The organism is Massilia agilis (assembly GCF_024756255.1).
Taxonomy (GTDB): Bacteria; Pseudomonadota; Gammaproteobacteria; order Burkholderiales; family Burkholderiaceae_D; genus Telluria; species Telluria agilis.
Map to the genome: position 1 here is coordinate 77,774 of NZ_JANUHB010000007.1, position 18,507 is coordinate 96,280.

An 18,507-nucleotide genomic window follows, 5' to 3' on the forward strand; every position below is an offset into this window, starting at 1 on the left:
GAGTAGTCTCGGCAATGCCGGGCACGGGGTCAAGTGCCGGCCGGGTTGACGTGCCGTACAGGGGTGGCTTACATTATATTCTAATAATCGTTGGAATATAGGAGAGGCCATGTCCGAGGCAGTCCCGCGCAATCTCGCGCCCCGGCCAGTCAAGCACGCGCTGCAACTGGGGCTGAAGGCCAACTGGCGCCAGTTCGCGCTGCTGGTCCTGGTCAACGCCTTTGTCGGCGCCATGGTGGGGATGGAGCGCGCCATCCTGCCGGCCATCGCGGAACAGGAATTCCGGCTGGTCGCGCATTCCGCGATCCTCGCCTTCATCGTCGTGTTTGGCGTTTCGAAGGCGCTCACCAACTATGTTGCCGGGCGCTTTTCGGACGCGTTCGGCCGCAAGGCGATCCTGGTTGCCGGCTGGCTGTGCGCGGTGCCGGTGCCGTTCATGCTGATGTGGGCGCCGTCGTGGAACTGGATCCTGGCCGCCAATGCGCTGCTGGGCATCAGCCAGGGCCTGACGTGGTCCACCACCGTGATCATGAAGATCGACCTGGCCGGGCCCGCGAACCGCGGCACGGCGATGGGAATCAACGAGTTCGCCGGCTATTTCGCGGTGGGCGCCGCGGCGCTGGCCAGCGGCTGGCTGGCGGCGCGCTACGGCTTGCGGCCCGCACCGTTCTATCTGGGCGTGGCGTACGTCGTGCTTGGACTCGTGCTGTCGGTGGCGGCGGTGCGCGAGACGCGCGACTACGCGCACCACGAGGCCGGCGCGGCGGCGCCGGCGGCGCTGCCCTCGCAACGCGAGATCTTTGCGCGCACCACCTGGCGCGACCCCGACCTGTCCTCGATCAGCCAGGCCGGCCTGGTGAACAATCTTAACGACGGCATGGCGTGGGGACTGTTCCCCCTCATCTTCGCGGCGGCCGGGTTGTCGCTGCCGCAGATCGGGGTACTGGCGGCGATCTATCCGGCGGTGTGGGGCGTATGCCAGCTGTTCACCGGGGCGCTTTCCGACCGCATCGGGCGCAAGGGCCTGATCGTCGCCGGCATGTGGGTGCAAGCGCTGGGTATTGGGCTGATCGCCTTGGCCACGGCGTTCGCGTGGTTCGCTTCCGGCGCGGTGCTGCTTGGCGTTGGCACGGCCATGGTCTATCCAACCTTGCTGGCCGCGATCGGCGACGTAGTGAACCCGGCCTGGCGCGCCTCCACCGTCGGTGTCTATCGGCTCTGGCGCGACCTCGGTTATGCGGTCGGCGCCTTGCTGTCGGGCCTGGTGGCGGACCGATTCGGCGTTCCCGTCGCGGTGTGGGTGGTGGCGGCTTTGACCTTCCTGTCCGGCCTGGTGGTGGCGGTGCGCATGCGTGAGACGCGGCACGCCGGAAAGGAGCGCGCCACTGCCAGGCGCTGAAAGAAAAAGGCCGGGACATGCCCGGCCTTGTGCGGTGCGTGCGTCGCGCCGATCAGCTCGACTTCGACACCATGAAGTCGATCGCTGCCTGCACTTCGGCGTCTTTCAGCGCCGGGTTGCCGCCTTTGGACGGCATCATCTTGAAGCCTTCCAGCGCATGCTTGTACAGGGTCGGTTTGCCTTGCTTGATGCGCGGTGCCCAGCCGGCCTTGTCGCCGAGCTTGGGGGCGTTCAGCACGCCGCTGCCGTGGCACGAGACGCAGGTCGCGTTGTAGGTTTTTTCGCCGAGAGCGAGGTCGGGTTTGCCTGCGGCTTGGGCGCCGAATGCGGCCAGGCTGGCCACAGCCAGGATCACGAGCTTCGATACTTTCATGAAACGTTCCTTTTGATGCGGTTTTGGTTGCGGGATTCTGCAACTGTACATTGTCCCGGCGAATTGCCGCAAAAAAAATGAACCAAATCATGAAAAATGGAGGGACGGGTGTGGCCTTGCGTGTACGCCACACGTCCGCCGCGCTGCCGCCAGGCAGGACCACCAGCCCGCCGCGCGGCAGCGCGTTGACGCCTTCTTGTTTGAGTGGCATGCGTCTTCATCTTTGCACGCGATTCGCGCCGGTCCCTGTTTGAACGCAAGCGAATGCATTCAGCAGGGTAGGGTGGGCAGCTTTGCTGCCCACGCGTTCAAGCGGCGCGCGCTCTGGCTGGACGCGTGGGCAGCACAGCTGCCCACCCTACGCGTCAACGTTTGTCCAGCCGCGCCTGCATCGCCGGCGTCATCACGACATTGCGGTTGGCGTCCACCAGCAGCACTTCGTTCAGGCCCAGGCGTTCGGCCATTTCTTTCCAGTGCTGCGGCCCGGAAACGAACAGCGGCTTGGAGTGGCCGTCCGAGCGCAGGCCCACGTGCTCGCCGCCGCTGGCGATGATCGTCACCGAGGCCACCGTGTCGGTGGTGTCGCCGGTGCGCGGGTCGATGATGTGCGGGTGGCGCTTGCCGTCCTTCATGAAGTAGCGCTCGTAGTCGCCGCTGGTGCCGATCGCTTCGTTGTCGTGCAGCTCGACGCTGGCCAGCGCGCCGTCGCCGCGTGGGTCCTTGATGCCCACGCGCCACGGGCGTTCGCCCGGCTGGCCGATGGCGATCATGTTGCCGCCGGTGTTGACCAGCGCGGCCTTGACGTGCGCGGCGCGCAGGATCTCCACGGCGCGGTCCAGCGCGTAGCCCTTGGCGTAGCCGCCCAGGTCGATCATCACGGCCGGGTTCACGCTGCGGATCCGCGTGCCCTGGTAGCGCAGGTCGGACAGGCGCGGATTGGCCTTCACCCATTTGTCGATCTCGGCCTGCGATGGCCCTTGCGCGTGGATGTCGCTGCTCTGGAATCCCCACAGCCGGATCAGGTGGCCGATCGCGGGGTTGAACAGGTTGTCCGATTGTGCGGACAGCAGCGCGGCCGATTGCAGCAGGCTCACCATTTCGGCGTCGGCCTGGAAGGTCTCGCCGCGCGCGATCGCGTCGTTCAGCGCCGTGAGCTGGCTTGGCTGCCACGCGTGGAACTTGTGGTGCAGGCGGTCGAATTCGCGCAGCACCTCGTCGCCCAGCTGCCGGGCGCGCTCTTCGCTTTCGCCGTAGATGCTCACCTCGACCTGGGTGCCGAACACGTGCCCCTGCACGCGCACCACCTGGTCGTGCCGGGCGCAGCCGGCCAAGAGCAGCATCAGCCAGCCAATGAACAGGACTCTCATCGCAAGCTCCTTTTTCAGCGGAAGCGCCAGGCCGACAGCGCGAGCGGCACGCCGATCCACGCAGCCATCGCGCCCACCAGCAGCAGCGGCGAGGTCAGCACGCCGGGCACGGCGGTGGCCAAGCCATACATGTCCTGCACGTCACCGGAACCGAAGATGTTCAGCATGCGGAACACGTCGGCGGGATTGAGCATCAGGAGCGCGCCGAACACGCCGCTGCCGAGCGCGCCGTTGCTGGCGACCAGCGCGCCGGTCAGGCCCAGGTCGAAGGCCAGCACGAACAGGAACCACAGGCCGATGGCGGCGCCGCTGGCGCGGATGCGGTCGCGCGAGAGCACCGACACCAGCATCGCCATGCTCAGGAAGGCCATCCCCATCAGCACGCTGCTGGCGGCGAAGCCGACGTAGTGCCAGGCGTCGTGACCAGAGAAGTGCGGCGCCAGCGGCAGCGCTGCCAGCACCAGGCCGCCCGCGGTGGCGCAGGCCAGCGCCGCCGACAGGCCGGCGAATTTGCCAAGCAAGATCTCGAAGCGCGTGATCGGCATCGATACCAAAAGGTCGAGCGAGCCGCGTTCGCGCTCGCCCACGATGGCGTCGTAGCCGAGCATGAGCGCGATCAGCGGCACCAGGTACACGGCCAGGCTGGTCAGGCTGGCGACCGTCACCTCGATGCCGCGAAAGCCGACCTGGCCCTGCTGGGCGCTGCCGGCATAGGCGATGGCCAGCGCGAGCAGCGCCAGCACTAGCGCCACGGCCAGCACCCAGCGGTTGCGCAGGCGGTCGCGGAATTCCTGGCGCGCGATCACGCCTGCCTGGCGCCATTCAATGCGTGCCATGCTTGCCTCCAAATCCAAGGAAGAGTTGTTCGAGCGATGCTTCCTGCACCGACAGGTCGAGCACCGCGTCGCCCAGCGCGGCCACGCGCGCGATCAGCGCCATTTTCTGGTGCGGCGCGCAGGCGATGCGCACGCGGTCGGCCAGCACCTCGATGGCATGCTCGCCGGCCAGGCTGGCTTCGATCCGCATCGCGTCGCCTTCGCGCACGCGCACCTCGATGCGCGCGTGCTGGGAGGTGGACGCGCGCAGCTCGGCCAGCGTGCCGCGCGCGGCCACGCGGCCGGCGCGCATGATCACCAGCTGGTCCACGCGGTCCTGGATGTCGGCCAGGATGTGCGAGGTGATCACCACCGTGGTGCCACCGTCCTGCACTTCGCGCAGCACCTGGTAGAAGTCGTGGATGCCTTCCGGGTCCAGGCCGTTGGTGGGCTCGTCGAGGAACACCAGGTCCGGCTCGCCCAGCAGCACTTGGGCAAAGCCGAGGCGCTGGCGCATGCCCTTCGAGTAGCCGCCCACGCGGCGCCCGGCGGCGCGCGCCAGGCCCACGCGTTCGAGCACGCCGATGCACTCCTTGCGCGGCACGCCCTTCAGGTCGGCGAACAGGCGCAGCACCTCGCCGCCGGTCAGGTTGTCGTAGGTGGCGAAAGTCTCGGGCAGGTAGCCGATGCGGCGGCGCGCCTGGCGAAAGCGCTCGCCGCTGACCGGGGCGCCGTCCAGCAGCACGTCGCCGCTGGTTGGGGGAATCAGGCCGAGCATTACCTTGAACAGGGTGCTCTTGCCGGCGCCGTTGTGGCCGATCAGGCCGACCATCTGGCCGCTGCCGATGGCCAGGCTCACGCCGTCGAGCGCCTGCACCTCGCCAAAGCGACAGCTCACGTTGCGTACTTCAATGCGGTAGTCCGCCATTCCATTTGCTCCAATTGGTGTGCCACGGCTTCATGCGCGGGTGCTGCTCGGTCACGCTGGGCGCACGCAGCACCGGGAACTGGCGCGCGGCAAAGCGCAGCGCCTGCAGCGCGGGGCTGGACAGCATCAGCTTGGCCAGCGGGTACTGCCAGCTGATGCGGTCCACGATGTCGTTCGCTTCGTAGCGCAGGTCGCCACGGCCGTCGCCGTCCTGGTCCCAGCCGCGATAGTTGCTCCAGTAGTTGGGCTGCTTGCGGCCCCACTCGACGTCCTTGGACGCGACGAATTCGACCTGCTCCTGGTTGTTGATGAAGTCGTTGCCGTCCACCTGGTTGTTGCTGGAGCCCGCGGTCAGCTGCACGCCGTTGCGGTTGCCGACCACCAGGTTGCCGCGGATCGTGTTGAACTCGGCGTCGTAGATGAAGAAGCCGCGGTCGTTGCCGGCCACGATGTTGTCCTCGATGAGCGAGTCCTGGATCGTGCGCAGCATGATGCCATGCTCTTCGTTGCCCCAGGCGCGGTTGCGGCGCACCACCAGGTGGCGCACCTCCATCAGCGCCAGCCCGCCGCGGTTGTGCCAGGTCTCGTTGTCTTCCCAGGTGCTGTCGTTGGTGTTCATGTAGTGGGTACCGTAGCGCACGTCGTGCAGGCGGTTGCCGCGAAACAGCGCGTGCTGCGAGTAGTCCACGTAGATGCCGTCGCGGGTGTGGCTGACGGTGTTGCCGATCACCTGCGAGTTGATGGTGTTGTACACCTGGATGCCGTTGCCGCGGTCGGCCGAGAACAGGTCGGCGCGGCCGACGATGGTGTTGCGCTCGATGGTGGAATCGGCCGACTGCTCCAGCCATACGCCGAACAGGTTGGCGGTGAGCTCGCAATCGGCCACGCGCGCGCGGTCCGAGCCGGGCTGGATGTAGATGCCGGCGTTCTGCGCGTCCAGGTTGATGCCGCTGCCCTGCACGGCCAGGCCGCGGATGGTCACGTCCTGGGCGCGCACCCGGATCACGTCGCCCTTGCCGCCGCCGTGCACCAGCGGCTTGCCCACGCCTTCGAGCGTGAGCGGCTTGTCGATCACCAGGTTCTCGCGGTAGGTGCCGGCGGCCACCTGCACGGTGTCGCCGACGCGTGCCGCGCGCAGCGCGGCCGCAATCGACTGGCCGCTTTCCACCCGCAGCACGGCGGCGTGGGCGCTGGCCGCAGCTGCAAGCAGCGCGGCCAGCAGGCCTATGTGCCCCTTCATTTGCCGGTCCCCTGCTGCTGGCCGGCCTTGGTTGCCAGTTCCGCGCGCACTCTCTCGAGCGGGATGAAGTAGCCGCGCGCGTCGATCGGCGTGAGCGGCTGTCCTGCCTTGTCGCGTGCCTTGCGCTCCTTGACCAGCGGCGGGCAGGCATGGTCGTCGTAGTACATCACCATGCAGTCCAGGCAGGCCAGGCATTCGCGCTGGTCGATGTTGCCCTGGGCGTCGATTGCGTGCGAGCCGCAGCCGGCGGCGCAGGCGTGGCAGGTGGTGCATTCCTGCTTGCGCTTCAGGCCGAACAGGCGGAACGTGGACGGCACCGCGAGCGATGCGCCCAGCGGGCACAGGTACTTGCAGTAGGGCCGTTCGGACAGGATCGAGATGCCCAGGATGACCGCCACGAACAGCGTGTACGGCCACGGGCGGTTCCACGGACCGACCAGGAAGGTGGTCTTGAACGGCTCGATCTCGGCCAGCGTCTCGGCCGCTTCCATCGACCACAGCGACACCGCCAAGAGGACCGCAAACACCACGTACTTGGTCCATTTGAGCTTGTCGTGCACGCGCTTGGGCAGCAGGCGTTGGTATCTTCCCAGGCCGATCACCTGGCCGAGCCGGTATGCCAGATGCTGCAGTGAACCCATCGGGCACAGCCACCCACAAAACAGGCCGCGTCCCCACAGCAGCACGGTGACGGCCAGGAAGATCCAGAACAGGAAGATGAACGGGTCCGACAGGAACAGTTCCCACTTCCACTGGTGGATCAGCGAGTGGAACCAGGTCAGCACCTGGGTCACGCTCGGCTGGGCTTTCAGCATCCAGCCAAGGTACACCACGCTCGCGATCCACAGCAGGTGCCGCGGCACCGAAATCCAGGGCTTGTGCTTGCGGCTGGACGCGCGCACCAGCTTGTCGCGCTGCGCGTACAGCACGCCGGCGGTCAGCAGCACCAGCACGAACAGGGCGATCTCCAGCTTCTTGCCGCTCCAGGCCTTGTGCCAGGCCGGCTCGGGGCGCTCCACGCGCGGGCGGCCGCCTTCGAGGTAGCGCGCCGGAACCCAGTATTCTTCGTCGAAGTGCGCGAAGACCTTGGCGCCGGTCTGCTTGTCGGTGCGGTTGGCCAAAAAGCTCAGCTGCCACGGCCAGGCCGGATTGAAGTTCTTCGAGCGGATGATGAAGATGCCGGACTCGCGGTAGGCCGGCTTGCCCTGGGCCTCGACGCCATACAGGTTCAGGTAATCGGTGTCGCGGAAGGTGAAGCTGGCGCTGTCCTGGCGTACCTGGATGCGGTCATAGATGCCGCCACGGACAAAGCCGGAACCCTTGAACGAGACCTGGCCGTTGGCCACCACGAACAGCGCGTGCTCGTCGGGCTTGAGGTCCTGCATCAGGCGCTTGTAGCCATGCTCGCCCAGCACGCTGGTGCCGACCGTCGGCGCGTTCAGGTAGCCGAAGTACAGGTCCATGTACGGGCCCTTGGCCGGGTCGGCGCCGACGTCCTCGGCCGGCACCACCAGGTGGCCGACCGAACCTTCCTTGGCCAGCGCGTCCCACGACAGCTGCTCGGCGAGCGGCTTGAAGTGTGCGGGCGGGCGCTCCTTGCGCTTGAAGATGCCGACCTGGCTGCCGATGATGAAGGCGCTTTGTGCGATGACCTGGTTCTCGGCGATCGCGGTCACGGTGGCGCCGCTGATGCCGTCGAAATTCAGTCCGCCATCGGCCTGCCCGGCGCCGATTTCCATCTTGGCGTCGCCGCGTTTGCCGAGGTACTGCTTGACGAAGTTGGTCAGCACCGTCTCGGGCAAACCGGCCAGCAGGATCGGCTCGGAGTGCTTGAGGATGCGCACACCGGTGATCACGCCGGTGGTATCCATGCCGATCAGGGTGACGACCGGTTTGCCGGAGTAGGCGGGGATGTCGACCACGTCGGTGGACAGGAACACGTAGCCGACCACGCGCTTGTCGGCGCCGTAGCCTTCCACGTAGAACGGAGAGCCCTTGCGCGGCGAAAACGACTGCGCGGCAGGCAGCACGTCGCGGCACGGGGCCGCGGCGCAGAGGTTGGGGCCGCTCACGACTTCGGGCGGCAGCTCGGTGCTGTAGAGCGATGCTGCCGCCAGTTGCGGCAGCAGCATGCACAGCGCGAGCCACATGGCTTGCGCCATGTGGCCCGCGAAGAGGCGCTTGAACATTGCCTTAACCTGCTATCAGGCCTCCACCAGGAAGCGGCTGCGCATTTCCAGGTGCAGCGCGTGGCAGAAGTGAGTGCAGTAGATCCAGTAGGCGCCCGGCTTGTCAGCCTTGAAGGTCACCGACTTCGTCTCCTGCGGGTTGACGATGAAGTTGATGTTGTAGTTCGGGATCGCGCAACCGTGCGTCAGGTCTTCGACCTTGTCGTAGTTGGTCAGCGTGAGCGTCACTTCGTCACCCTTCTTCACCTTGATCACCGGCAGCGAGTACTGCGGTGCCTGCGACATCATGCGCACGTGGACCTTGTTGCCCTTGCGTTCGATGCCGGCGTTCTCGGACGTGACCTTGTTCGGGAAGTCATCCAGGTTGTAGATCTGGCGCGTCTTGATGATGTCGCGGCGCACGATGATCGCGTCGTGCGGTTCCGGATACGCGGTGTGGTCGGACACGATGCGCATCTTGTCGCCCGAGATATCGATCAGCTGTTCGGTCTCGCTGTGCAGCGGGCCGACCGGCAGGAAACGGTCCTTCGAGAACTTGTTGCCCGAGTTGAAGTACTTGCCGTCGGCTTCCTTGGTCTCGCCCATCGAGATGTAGCCGTGGCCCGGCTGGTAGTGCACGTCCACGCGGTCGCGCACCGGCTTGACGGTCTTGTCGCCCTTGTACTGCTTGATCGCGTCATCGACGTTCCACTTGACGATCTGGCTGTCCAGGAACAGGGTGGTGAAGGCGTTGCCTTTGCCGTCGAAGGCGGTGTGCAAGGGGCCCAGGCCGATTTCCGGCTCGGCCACCACGGCGTCGCGCTCGGTCTTCAGTTCGCCGTTGAACCACTTGGTCACCAGCGACAGGTCGATCACGGTGGCGGTCGGCGACAGCTTGCCGGAGCAGACGAAGTACTTGCCGTCCGGGCTGGCGTTCACGCCGTGCGGATTCTTGGCGACCGGCACGTAGCAGGTGAGGGCGGTCTTCGGATCGCCGTTCGACACCTTGCGGCCGTCCACGACCGGCACTTTGGAATTGCCGATGTGGGTGAACTTGCCGGCCTTGACGGCAGCTTCGATGCGCGCGATGTTGAAGAACACGCAGGCGTCACGCTCGGCGGCCATCATGCCGGCCTGGTCGGCGGCGTTCTCGGTGTTGTACTGGTTCGAGCCGGCCAGGGTGCCGTCGTACGAGGTGGCCACCAGGTCCATGTTGCCGTCCACGCGGCACTGCCAGCGCACTTCCATCGTCTCGGCGTCCAGGCACGAGAACAGGGCGTACCACTTGGACGGATCGTCCAGGTCGCGGCCGTCGTTCGGCTGCGGCAGGTGGAACTCGGAACCGGCGAACACGCGGGTGGTGTAGTTGATCTTCTTGTCGACCGGGTCGCACTTGTCCGGGAACAGGCCGTGCATGCCCATCACGTTGGGGATCTCGGTGATCTTGTCGCATTCCATGGTATCCAGGCGGATACGGGCCATGCGCGAGTTGATCTTGTCGTTGATCCAGGCGTACTTGCCGTCGTAGGTGCCGTCCTTGTAGCTGGCGTGCACGTGGTGGGTGTCGCCGGTCAGGTACTTGAGCTGGCCGTCCGGACGGGTGCCGAGGATGGCCTTGGACTCGTTGGTGATGCCCCAGCCGACCATCGGGTCGATGTTGAACACCGGGATGCGGCGCAGGGTGCGGCCGGACGGAATGCCGATCACGCGCGCTTCGCCCGAGTGGCCGCCGCTGGACAGCAGGTAGTAGTCGTCGAGCTGGCCCGGGGCCACTTCGTGGAAGGCGCCGCCGGTGTTGGGGACGGCTGCCGCGGTGGGCGCGCTCTTGCCCGGGGCTTCTTCCTTGCAGCCGCTCAGTGCGGCCACGCCGGCGCCGGCCAGGCCCAGCATGGCGCTGCGGCCGAGGAAGCGACGACGGCTATCCTGCGTCGTTTCATTGACAATCTTTTCGTTCTTGTCGCGATCCATCGAGATCTCTCCTAAAAAAAGGCGTTTGTGCTGGTGCACATTCTCGCGATTGGTGCCGAAAAGAAACATGATCGAGATTATGGTTTTTCCGCTTGGTCAAAAGAGGCACTTGATTTGCATCAAATTGTCCTCAATCAAGTCTAAAAGCCGTGCCGCTTGCGCAATACCCTAGTATTTTGCTAGGAAAAATCGCCGGCTCTGGCAGTGCTGTTTCTGGCCCCGGAGTCCAGGGCTGGCCCGGCATCGCACGCATTCTTCCGCCAAGGATGCGAATGCTGCGATGCGGCATTTTCGCTAACAAAAAAGCCACGCGGCCTTGCGGCGGCGTGGCTCGTTGCCCCAGCGGGCGGCGATTACTCGGCCTTCATTTCCTTGAGCAGGTTATCCGCGTGGTCCACATGCTTCATGTTCCACAGGATGTAGCGCACGTCCACCTGGATGTCGCGCGTGTTGGCCTTGTTGAAGTCCCAGTCCGAGATGATCGAATCGAGCGTGCCGTCGAACGCCAGGCCGATCAGCTCGCCTTTCGCATTCAGCGCGGCCGAGCCCGAATTGCCGCCGGTGATGTCCAGCGTGGCCAGGTAGTCAACCGGCACGGTCTTGAGCTTCGGATCGGCATACTTGCCAAAGTCCTTGGCGCGGATCGCGGCCAGTTGGCGCTCCGGTGCATTGAACTCGCCTTCGCCGGTGTGCTTGGCCAGCACGCCCTTGACCGTGGTGAACGCGGTCCACGAGCCGGTGCCATCGGCGCCGTGGTCGCGGCCGGCGATCTTGCCGAAGGTCACGCGCAGGGTGCTGTTGGCGTCCGGGTACACGGCCTGGCCCTTGCTGTGCATGTAGGCGATCTTGGCCTTCATGTAGTTGGCATAGGCTTGCTGGATCTTGCCGGCGAGCTCTTCCTCTTCAGCCTCGTGCTTCAGGCCCGGCTCGTACATCGTCACCGCCGCCTTGATGAAGGCGTCGTTGCTGGCCTTGAACTCCTCCGGCGACTTCTTCATCCAGGCCAGGCGCTCGGCCTTGTCCTGCAGTTTGGAGCCGGCGTACAGCGTGTCCAGCTGCGCCTTGAGCTCGGCGTCGCTCATGCCCGCATGCACGCCCAGCGCCGCGTCGAAGGCGGCGTTGTGCTCGGCCTGCGGCTGGGCCAGGTATTGCTTCAGGAAGTTCAGCACCAGCGCCTTGTCGACCTTCTCGTCATAGGTGCGGTCCTGGCCGGCGATGACCGAGGTCAGGCGTGGCAGGTCGCGGTCCTGGAAGCCGGTCTTGCGCTCGGCGTCGGGCTTGGCGCGCTCGTTGGCCAGGCGGTACAGCGTGCGTGCCGAGCCCAGGAAGCGCGGGGTCGCGTAGCTGACGAAGAAGCCCTTCTTCACTTCCTGGTCGCGCTGGGCGATCAGCTTTTCGGCCTCCTCGATGCTCGAGCCGAACTCGGCCTTGCGCGCCGGGCTGGCGTTCACCCAGCTCTTGAGCGCATTGTGCTCGGCCGTCTTGCGCGCGAGGATGTCGCTGTCCTGGTAGGACGCGATCATGCCCTTGCGGTTCTTGTAGTAGTTGTTCACGCCCGCGATTTGGCCCGCGTACTTCAGGCGCGCGGCCGGATCGTTTTTGGTCTGCTCGTCGATGATCGAGAGGATCTCGCCGGAGGCCTTCACGAACGCCGGGTAGTTCCAGTCGAAGGTCCAGGCGATTTCGTTCGGCAGGCGGTGGCGGTTGGTGCGGCCAGGGTAGCCCACCACCATGATGAAGTCGCCTTCCTTCACGCCCTGCTGGGCGATTGAAAGAATGTGCTTCGGCACGTAGGGGACGTTGTCCTTCGAGAAGTCGGCGGCCTTGCCGTCCTTGCTGACATACGCGCGGTAGAAGCCGTAGTCGCCGGTGTGGCGCGGCCACATCCAGTTGTCGGTGTCGCCGCCGAACTTGCCGATGCCCGAGGCCGGCGCGTGCACCAGGCGCACGTCGCGGATCTCGAGCTGCTTGATCAGGTAAAACTCCAGCCCGCCGTAGTAGCTAGCCACGGTGCAGCGGTGGCCCGGGTCCTTCTCGCACTGCGCAACCATCTGCTTTTCGTTCTTCTCGATCGCATCGATGCGCGCCTTGCCGGTGAGCTTGGCGGTGGCGCCGTCGATGATCTTGTCCGAAACGTTGGTCACTTCCTCGGTCACGAACACGCGGCTGCCCGGCGCGGCCGGCAATTCTTCGGCCTTGGTTTTCGCCAAAAAGCCGTTGGCCAGCAGGTCGTTCTGCGGCGTCGAGTTGACCGCCACGCTGTTGTACACGCAATGGTGGTTGGTGACGATCAGGCCTTCCGGCGACACGAACGAGGCCGAGCATCCGCCCAGGCTCACGACGGCGCCCATCGGGAACTCGGTCAGCTTGGTCAGGTTGTTCGGATCCAGCTTCAGGCCGGCGGCTTTCAGTTGCTTGGCTACTTGTGGCAGCTGCTGCGGCATCCACATGCCTTCGTCGGCGTGCGCGGCGAAGCTGGTCAGGATGGCGAGCGAGAGAAGGGATTTTTTCATTGCTTGGCTGTCTCGTGATGGGTGGGAAAACACATCCGCTCCACATAGGGGAGTGCCCGTCAGTATGGGAAGCCGCATGCATATAGTCAACCCTAAGCGCGAATCGACGCGCCGCGCTTGCGCTTTCACGCTAGCACTGCAATGCCTTGCGTGTCGCCAAATGGCATTGCTCCACGCAGGGCCAAAATGGCCTCTCCACTCATCAGGAGAAGTGCATGGCATCCGATGTCTATTTGCAGATTGATGGCGTCAACGGTGAATCCAATGACGACAAGCACAAGGGATGGATCGAGGTCCAGGCCGTCGACTGGGGAGTGGTCCAGCCAACTGCCGGCACGATGTCAACCGCGGGTGGCCACACGATCGGGCGTGCCGCCTTCGATGCGATTCGCATTACGAAGGCAGCCGATCTCGCTTCTCCAAAGCTGATGGAGCTAGCGGCCCAAGGCAAGACAATTCCAAAAGCCAAGCTCGAATTCTTCCGCGCGGACGGCGGAGGCCCGGTCAAGTATTACGAGGTAACGCTGGAAAACGTGCTGGTGTCGAGCAACAGAAAATCTTATGGCGGCTCCGGGCTCTTGGTCGACCAGTTTACGCTGAATTTTTCGAGGATTAGCGAGAAGTACACCCAGCAGAAAATTGGCGGCGGCGTTAGCGGGAGCACGGCCGGTGGTTGGGATTTGGCAACGAACAAGACGGCAAGCTGAATTCAGGCGGCGTCAATTTACCCGGGTCGGAAGAGGTGATCGGATGCTCCATGTGGACACTCAAGGGTACGTTCTCAATCCGCGCGTTCAGCGGGCGCCACGCCCTCTGATCGAGCGCGGACTGCTACAGCGGATAAGTGGGATCATCGTTCATCAAACTGGTGGCGCGTCCGGGGCCTCAAGCTTGAGTAACTACACGACGCAAAACGCGACTGGCGCGCATTTCCTGATCGACAAGGACGGGGCGATTTATCAGACCGCGTCGTTGTTCCGGCAGACCTGGCACGTAGGTAGACTGCGCGCGCGGTGTCTCGCTGAGTACCGTTGCACCCCAACCGAGCTCGAGGCGCTGAAGCGCTTCAGCCCCAAGACCGAACACCGGATGGAAATGGCGAAGCAAGTGCCTCAACGTTACCCCTCGAACGAGGACAGCCTTGGGATTGAAATTGTTGGTGCCGTGGTAGCTGGCAAAGGCCAGAACCCGGCAGAGCAGGGCGTCTATGAAGCGGTGAATGAGCAGCAAAACGCGTCGCTTCGCTGGCTGATTGCTGAGCTCACCTCGACCTTTGGAATTCCGATGACGGAGGTATTCAGGCACCCGGTCGTCTCCCGCAAGAACCCGACTGAAGCCGAAAGCGCATTATGGTAATTGCTTCACTCATCTTTGCGGTGACGGCAAGCACGACCGCTGCGATGGACGATGGTTCAGGCACTGAACCGAAAATGCGCAAGACACATCTTCCTCCAATTAGTACGGTCACAATTCGGAACAGCGGCGAGACGTCCCCGTCTTCGCGCGAGCCGGGGGAGCAGTGTGCGAATTTCAGGCTCAGCTATCAGGAAATCCGTGAGTACATCAACCGCGCTGCCGAAGTCACGGAACACGACTACTTTCACATGCTCGACTGGTCGCCTTGCTATGCGAGCGGGGATATTGCCTTCCAGGATGGCGTTACGGGAAGTTGGTCAATCCAGCAGTATCGTGCCGGTTCCCTCAGGCTGAGCAATGGCCGAATTTTGTACCTGTATTGCCCGCAATGCCAAGCGAAAGCCTTCCCGCCTTCGGACAATTGATGGCCACCGCCGGAATTGCGTCAGATGCCCCGCAATCAGCGAGCGATTGTCAGAGCTGCGCGCCCAGCAGCGAGGCGAACTCGCCCGACAGCTTTTCCAGCCACGGCCGGTCCTGCCAGCGCGTCAGGCTGATGGGCCGGGCACGGCGCCAGTCATCCTCGAACACGGCCACCTGCTCGCGCGCGAAATCGGGGTCGAGCACGTTCAGGTTGGCCTCGTCGTTGATCGAGAACGAACGGTTGTCGAAGTTGGTCGAGCCCACCGACACCAGGCGCGCATCGACGATCAGCGCTTTGACGTGGTACATGGTCGGCTGGAACTCGGCGATGCGCACGCCGGCCGCCAGCAGGTCGCCCCAGCGGTCGCGCGAGGCGATGCGCACCACGTCCGAATCGATGATCTTGCCCGGCGTGATGATGCGCACCTTGACGCCGCGCCGGGCCGCCGCGGCCAGCGCCTTCACCGCCAGTTCGTCCGGCACAAAGTAGGACGAGGACAGTTCGATCGTCTTGCGCGCGGCGGTGATCGCCATCAGGTACATCAGGTGCATGCTCTCGCTGCCGCCGGTCGGCGAGCTGGAAAACATCTGGGCCGGCAGGTCGCCCGCCTTGTCCAGCGGCGGGAAATACTCCTCGCCGTCGAGCACCACGCCGGTCGCCTTGGTCCAGTTGTCCATGAACACGGCCTGCATCTGGCCGACCACCGGGCCCTCCACCCGGAAATGCGTGTCGCGCCAATGCTCCGCGTCCTGCGCGTTGCCGCGCCACTTGTCCGCGATGCCGACGCCGCCGGTGAAGCCGACCTTGCCGTCCACGATGAGCAGCTTGCGGTGGGTCCGGTTGTTCAGCCGCGCGAGCTTCCACCACACCGGCTTGTGGTAGCGCTGCACCTGCACCCCGGCCGCGCGCATCGCCTCGATCTGCTGGCGGTCCAGCTTCATGCTGCCGATGTAGTCGAGCATCAGGTGCACCTTCACGCCGGCGCGCGCGCGCTCGGCCAGCGCCTCGGTGAATTCCTGCCCGATCGTGCCCGACCAGTAGATGTAGGTCTCGAACGTGATCGTCTTTTGCGCATGGCGGATCGCGTCGAGCATCGCCGGGAAGATCTGGTCGCCGTTGCGCAGCACGTCGACCTTGTTGCCTTCGACGATGGGCGGCCCCAGCAGCACGCCGAGCGAGCGCCGGAATTGCGGGTCGGCGGTGTCGTATTGGCGTGCCAGCTGGGTCTCGATTTTCTTCTCGCTCGGCATGAAATTGAGCGCGAGGAAACCCACGAACAGCGAGAGGATGCTGCTCGTCATTGCCACGACTACAGTTTTGGTCTGCACGGGTACAAAAAAACCAACGCATGTGAGCGTTGGTTTTCAAGAAATTGGATGACTTAGCGCACCCGGCCGCGACGCAGCAGGTTGACGATGGCCAGCAGGATCACGGCGCCGAGGAAGGAAACCAGCAGCGACGACACGCTGAAGTCGTCCGAATTGATCGTGCCCGAGCCAAACAGCGGCGAGAGCAGCCAGCCGCCGAGGAAGGCGCCGACGATACCGACCACGATGTTGAGGATCATGCCCTGCTCGGCATCGGTTTTCATGACCATGCTGGCGAGCCAGCCCAAGATGCCACCAACGACAATCCAGATGATGAATAACATGTTGATTCCTCCTCTCAATGGATGAACATACCCCAGGCCAATTGATTGCCGTGGCCATGTGAAAAAGTCTAGAGGGCCGACTCTCCTCAGGTCGGTGCGGCAACGAACGTTAGATTGCGATTCCTCCGCCGCGTTCTTTTACAGCGCGACAATGTCGGCGACTGGGTGCGTCAGCGAACAGAAGAGTGGGCGGCCGCGTCCTATCGTTGGCCGGAAGGCAGCACGCCTCCCGGCTTGCGCGGCAAGCCCCCACCCTCAGACAAGGAAGGATTCGACATGAGCAACTACGACACGACGACGCAGCAGAATCAGCGCATGGTGACCGGCCTGTTCCCCGACCGTGCCAGCGCCGAACGCGCCTATGGCGCAATCTCCACCCGCGGCTACGGCAAGGACGACGTCAACCTGATGATGTCCGACAGCACCCGCAAGACCCACTTCGGCGACACCGAGACCGAACTGGGCAGCAAGGCCGCGGAAGGCGCTGGCGTGGGTGCCGGTATCGGCGGCACCATCGGCGCCGTGCTGGCGGGCGTGGCCGCTGTGGGCACCACGCTGGTGATGCCGGGCTTCGGCCTGGTGGTGGCCGGCCCGCTGGCAGCCGCGCTGGCCGGTGCAGGCGCCGGCGGCATCGCGGGCGGCCTGATCGGCGCGCTGATCGGCGCCGGGATTCCCGAAGAACGCGTCAAGCACTATGAGGAAGGCATCAAGAACGGCGGCATCCTGATGGGCGTGCATGCGCGTTCGGACGAAGACGTCGAGCACATCCAGCGCGCCTGGACCGACAACGGCGGCTCGCACGTGATCGGCACGGGCCTGGGCGCTGGCGCCGGCGCGCTGGCCGGTGCGGGCATCGGCGCGGCCGCGGGCCCGGTGGGCTCGGCCGCTGGTGCGGTCATCGGCGGCATCGCCGGCGGCCTGGCCGGCAAGGGTGCCGGTGAAGTGGTGAACCCGAAAGGCGGCGATGACCTGTCGCAGCACTACCTGGCCAAGGGCATGGGCGCGGGCGCCGGCGCGGCGGCCGGTGCCGCTGCGGGCACGGTGGCCGGCCCGGTCGGCATGGCGGCAGGCGCCGTGATCGGCGGCCTGGCGGGTGGCGCGGCCGGCCGTGGCGCGGGCGAAGTGGTCAACCCCAAAACCGACGACCAGCTGCATGAGCACAATCTGGCGCAAGGCGTGGGCGCCGGCGGCGGCGCGGCGGCCGGTGCGGCGCTGGGCGCGGTGGGCGGCCCGGTGGGCATGGCGGCCGGTGCGGCCGTGGGTGCGCTGGCCGGCGGCGCGGTCGGCAAGGCGGCTGGCCGTGCGGTCAACCCGCAGGCGGAAGATACCTACTGGAGCACCAACTACCAGACCCAGCCCTACTACACGCCGGGCTACACCTACGACGACTACCAGCCGGCCTACGCGCTGGGCTACAACAGCGCGGCGCGCTACCCGAGCTACGACCTGGCCGAGCGCCACATGGCCGACGACTGGGACCGCGTGAAGGGCAAGTCGCGCCTGACCTGGGACCAGGCCAAGATGGCCAGCCGCGCGGCCTGGGACAAGGTCGAGCGCGCCATGCCGGGCGACTTTGACGGCGACGGCCGTTGATGTGACAACGGGGTTACCGCTCGCGCGGCAACCCCGTTTGTTTTGCGTAGGGTGGGCACTTGTGCCCACGCGGTCACACGCTACCTGTCACCGCGTGGGCACGATGTGCCCACCCTACGAAAGCTTTACTGCTTGATGGCTTCCACCTGAATCTGCAAGCGCACCTCCGGCTGGAACTTCGGCAGCCCGTACGACACGCCAAAGTCGCCGCGGTTGAACGAGCCCGATGCGTCGGCGCCGCACACCTCGCGCTTGAGCATCGGGTGCTGGATGCACTTGAAGCTGTTGATCGCCAGCTTGACCGGCTTGGTCACGCCATGCAGCGTCAGCTCGCCATTGATCTCGGCCGGCACGTCGCCCTTGAACACGACCGGGCCCTTGTAGGTCGCGGTCGGGTACTTGGCCACGTCGAGCATGTCGGCGCCTTTGACGTGGTCGTCCAGCGCCACCAGGCCGAACTGGATGCTGGCCGGGTCGATCGCGATGTCCACCGAACCGGTCTTGGCCGCGCGGTCGAGCACCACGGTGCCGCTGGTCTTGGTGAACTTGCCGCGCCACACCGAGATGCCCATGTGGTCGGTCTCGAAGCTGGGGAAGGTGTGCTTCGGCTCGATCGTGTAGGTGTCGGCCGCGAATGCCGCGCTGGCGCACGCGCCGATCACCAGGGCCATCAGGGGTTTGCTTGCTTTCATTTGGACTTTCCCTCGTCGGT

The 18,507-nt window shown here is 65.2% G+C and carries 16 protein-coding genes; 5 read left to right on the forward strand and 11 right to left on the reverse strand.

Going from position 1 to position 18,507, the window contains the following annotated elements; translation table 11 throughout:
• The first annotated feature begins 109 nt into the window (after positions 1-109).
• Positions 110-1,399, forward strand: a complete 1,290-nt coding sequence (locus tag NX774_RS21865; RefSeq protein ID WP_258824406.1) for an MFS transporter — start codon at positions 110-112, stop codon at positions 1,397-1,399.
• Between the two features lie 52 nt (positions 1,400-1,451).
• Here NX774_RS21865 and NX774_RS21870 read toward each other — a convergent pair whose 3' ends face one another.
• The 8 genes from NX774_RS21870 to NX774_RS21905 all read right to left on the reverse strand — a co-directional run bounded on the left by NX774_RS21870 (position 1,452) and on the right by NX774_RS21905 (position 12,771).
• Entirely contained in the window at positions 1,452-1,772 is a 321-nt protein-coding gene (locus NX774_RS21870) for a c-type cytochrome (protein WP_258824407.1), read from the reverse strand.
• Between the two features lie 365 nt (positions 1,773-2,137).
• Positions 2,138-3,139 carry an FAD:protein FMN transferase gene (locus tag NX774_RS21875; RefSeq protein WP_258824408.1) on the reverse strand — a complete coding sequence of 334 codons (1,002 nt, stop codon included), beginning with the start codon at positions 3,137-3,139 and terminating at the stop codon, positions 2,138-2,140.
• Positions 3,140-3,153: 14 nt separating this feature from the next.
• Positions 3,154-3,966 carry an ABC transporter permease gene (locus NX774_RS21880; protein ID WP_370660467.1) on the reverse strand — a complete coding sequence of 271 codons (813 nt, stop codon included), beginning with the start codon at positions 3,964-3,966 and terminating at the stop codon, positions 3,154-3,156.
• Complete coding sequence (locus tag NX774_RS21885; RefSeq protein WP_258824410.1) at positions 3,962-4,882, reverse strand: ABC transporter ATP-binding protein; 921 nt, start codon at positions 4,880-4,882, stop codon at positions 3,962-3,964. Before NX774_RS21885 ends, NX774_RS21880 begins: the two co-directional genes overlap by 5 nt.
• On the reverse strand, positions 4,863-6,122 hold the full coding sequence (locus NX774_RS21890) for a nitrous oxide reductase family maturation protein NosD (RefSeq protein WP_258824411.1): 1,260 nt from the start codon (positions 6,120-6,122) through the stop codon (positions 4,863-4,865). Before NX774_RS21890 ends, NX774_RS21885 begins: the two co-directional genes overlap by 20 nt.
• Positions 6,119-8,311, reverse strand: a complete 2,193-nt coding sequence (locus NX774_RS21895) for a 4Fe-4S binding protein (protein WP_258824412.1) — start codon at positions 8,309-8,311, stop codon at positions 6,119-6,121. The genes NX774_RS21890 and NX774_RS21895 overlap by 4 nt, the downstream gene beginning before the upstream one ends.
• A gap of 15 nt (positions 8,312-8,326) precedes the next feature.
• Positions 8,327-10,258, reverse strand: coding sequence for a TAT-dependent nitrous-oxide reductase (gene nosZ / locus NX774_RS21900; RefSeq protein WP_258824413.1), 1,932 nt, complete (start codon positions 10,256-10,258; stop codon positions 8,327-8,329).
• Positions 10,259-10,611: 353 nt separating this feature from the next.
• Entirely contained in the window at positions 10,612-12,771 is a 2,160-nt protein-coding gene (locus NX774_RS21905; RefSeq protein WP_258824414.1) for a S46 family peptidase, read from the reverse strand.
• A gap of 215 nt (positions 12,772-12,986) precedes the next feature.
• On the opposite strand from NX774_RS21905, the gene NX774_RS21910 reads away from it, so the two are divergent.
• The 3 genes from NX774_RS21910 to NX774_RS21920 are packed head-to-tail and all read left to right on the forward strand — an operon-like array spanning position 12,987 to position 14,552.
• The gene (locus NX774_RS21910; RefSeq protein ID WP_258824415.1) at positions 12,987-13,478 is read left to right on the forward strand and encodes an Hcp family type VI secretion system effector; all 492 of its coding nucleotides are present in this window, start codon (positions 12,987-12,989) and stop codon (positions 13,476-13,478) included.
• Between the two features lie 43 nt (positions 13,479-13,521).
• Positions 13,522-14,127 carry a peptidoglycan recognition protein family protein gene (locus NX774_RS21915; RefSeq protein ID WP_258824416.1) on the forward strand — a complete coding sequence of 202 codons (606 nt, stop codon included), beginning with the start codon at positions 13,522-13,524 and terminating at the stop codon, positions 14,125-14,127.
• Complete coding sequence (locus NX774_RS21920; protein ID WP_258824417.1) at positions 14,121-14,552, forward strand: hypothetical protein; 432 nt, start codon at positions 14,121-14,123, stop codon at positions 14,550-14,552. The genes NX774_RS21915 and NX774_RS21920 overlap by 7 nt, the downstream gene beginning before the upstream one ends.
• 49 nt (positions 14,553-14,601) lie before the next feature.
• Here NX774_RS21920 and cls read toward each other — a convergent pair whose 3' ends face one another.
• Both cls and NX774_RS21930 read right to left on the reverse strand, forming a co-directional pair.
• On the reverse strand, positions 14,602-15,852 hold the full coding sequence (gene cls / locus NX774_RS21925) for a cardiolipin synthase (RefSeq protein ID WP_258824418.1): 1,251 nt from the start codon (positions 15,850-15,852) through the stop codon (positions 14,602-14,604).
• Between the two features lie 80 nt (positions 15,853-15,932).
• On the reverse strand, positions 15,933-16,202 hold the full coding sequence (locus tag NX774_RS21930; RefSeq protein WP_211526581.1) for a GlsB/YeaQ/YmgE family stress response membrane protein: 270 nt from the start codon (positions 16,200-16,202) through the stop codon (positions 15,933-15,935).
• Between the two features lie 276 nt (positions 16,203-16,478).
• On the opposite strand from NX774_RS21930, the gene NX774_RS21935 reads away from it, so the two are divergent.
• Positions 16,479-17,795 (forward strand): hypothetical protein, encoded by a 1,317-nt coding sequence (locus NX774_RS21935; protein WP_258824419.1) that lies wholly within the window; start codon positions 16,479-16,481, stop codon positions 17,793-17,795.
• A 125-nt stretch (positions 17,796-17,920) separates the two neighbouring features.
• On the opposite strand, the gene NX774_RS21940 is transcribed toward NX774_RS21935, so the two are convergent.
• Positions 17,921-18,487: a YceI family protein gene (locus NX774_RS21940; RefSeq protein WP_258824420.1), complete on the reverse strand. Its 567-nt coding sequence runs from the start codon at positions 18,485-18,487 to the stop codon at positions 17,921-17,923.
• Positions 18,488-18,507 lie beyond the last annotated feature (20 nt).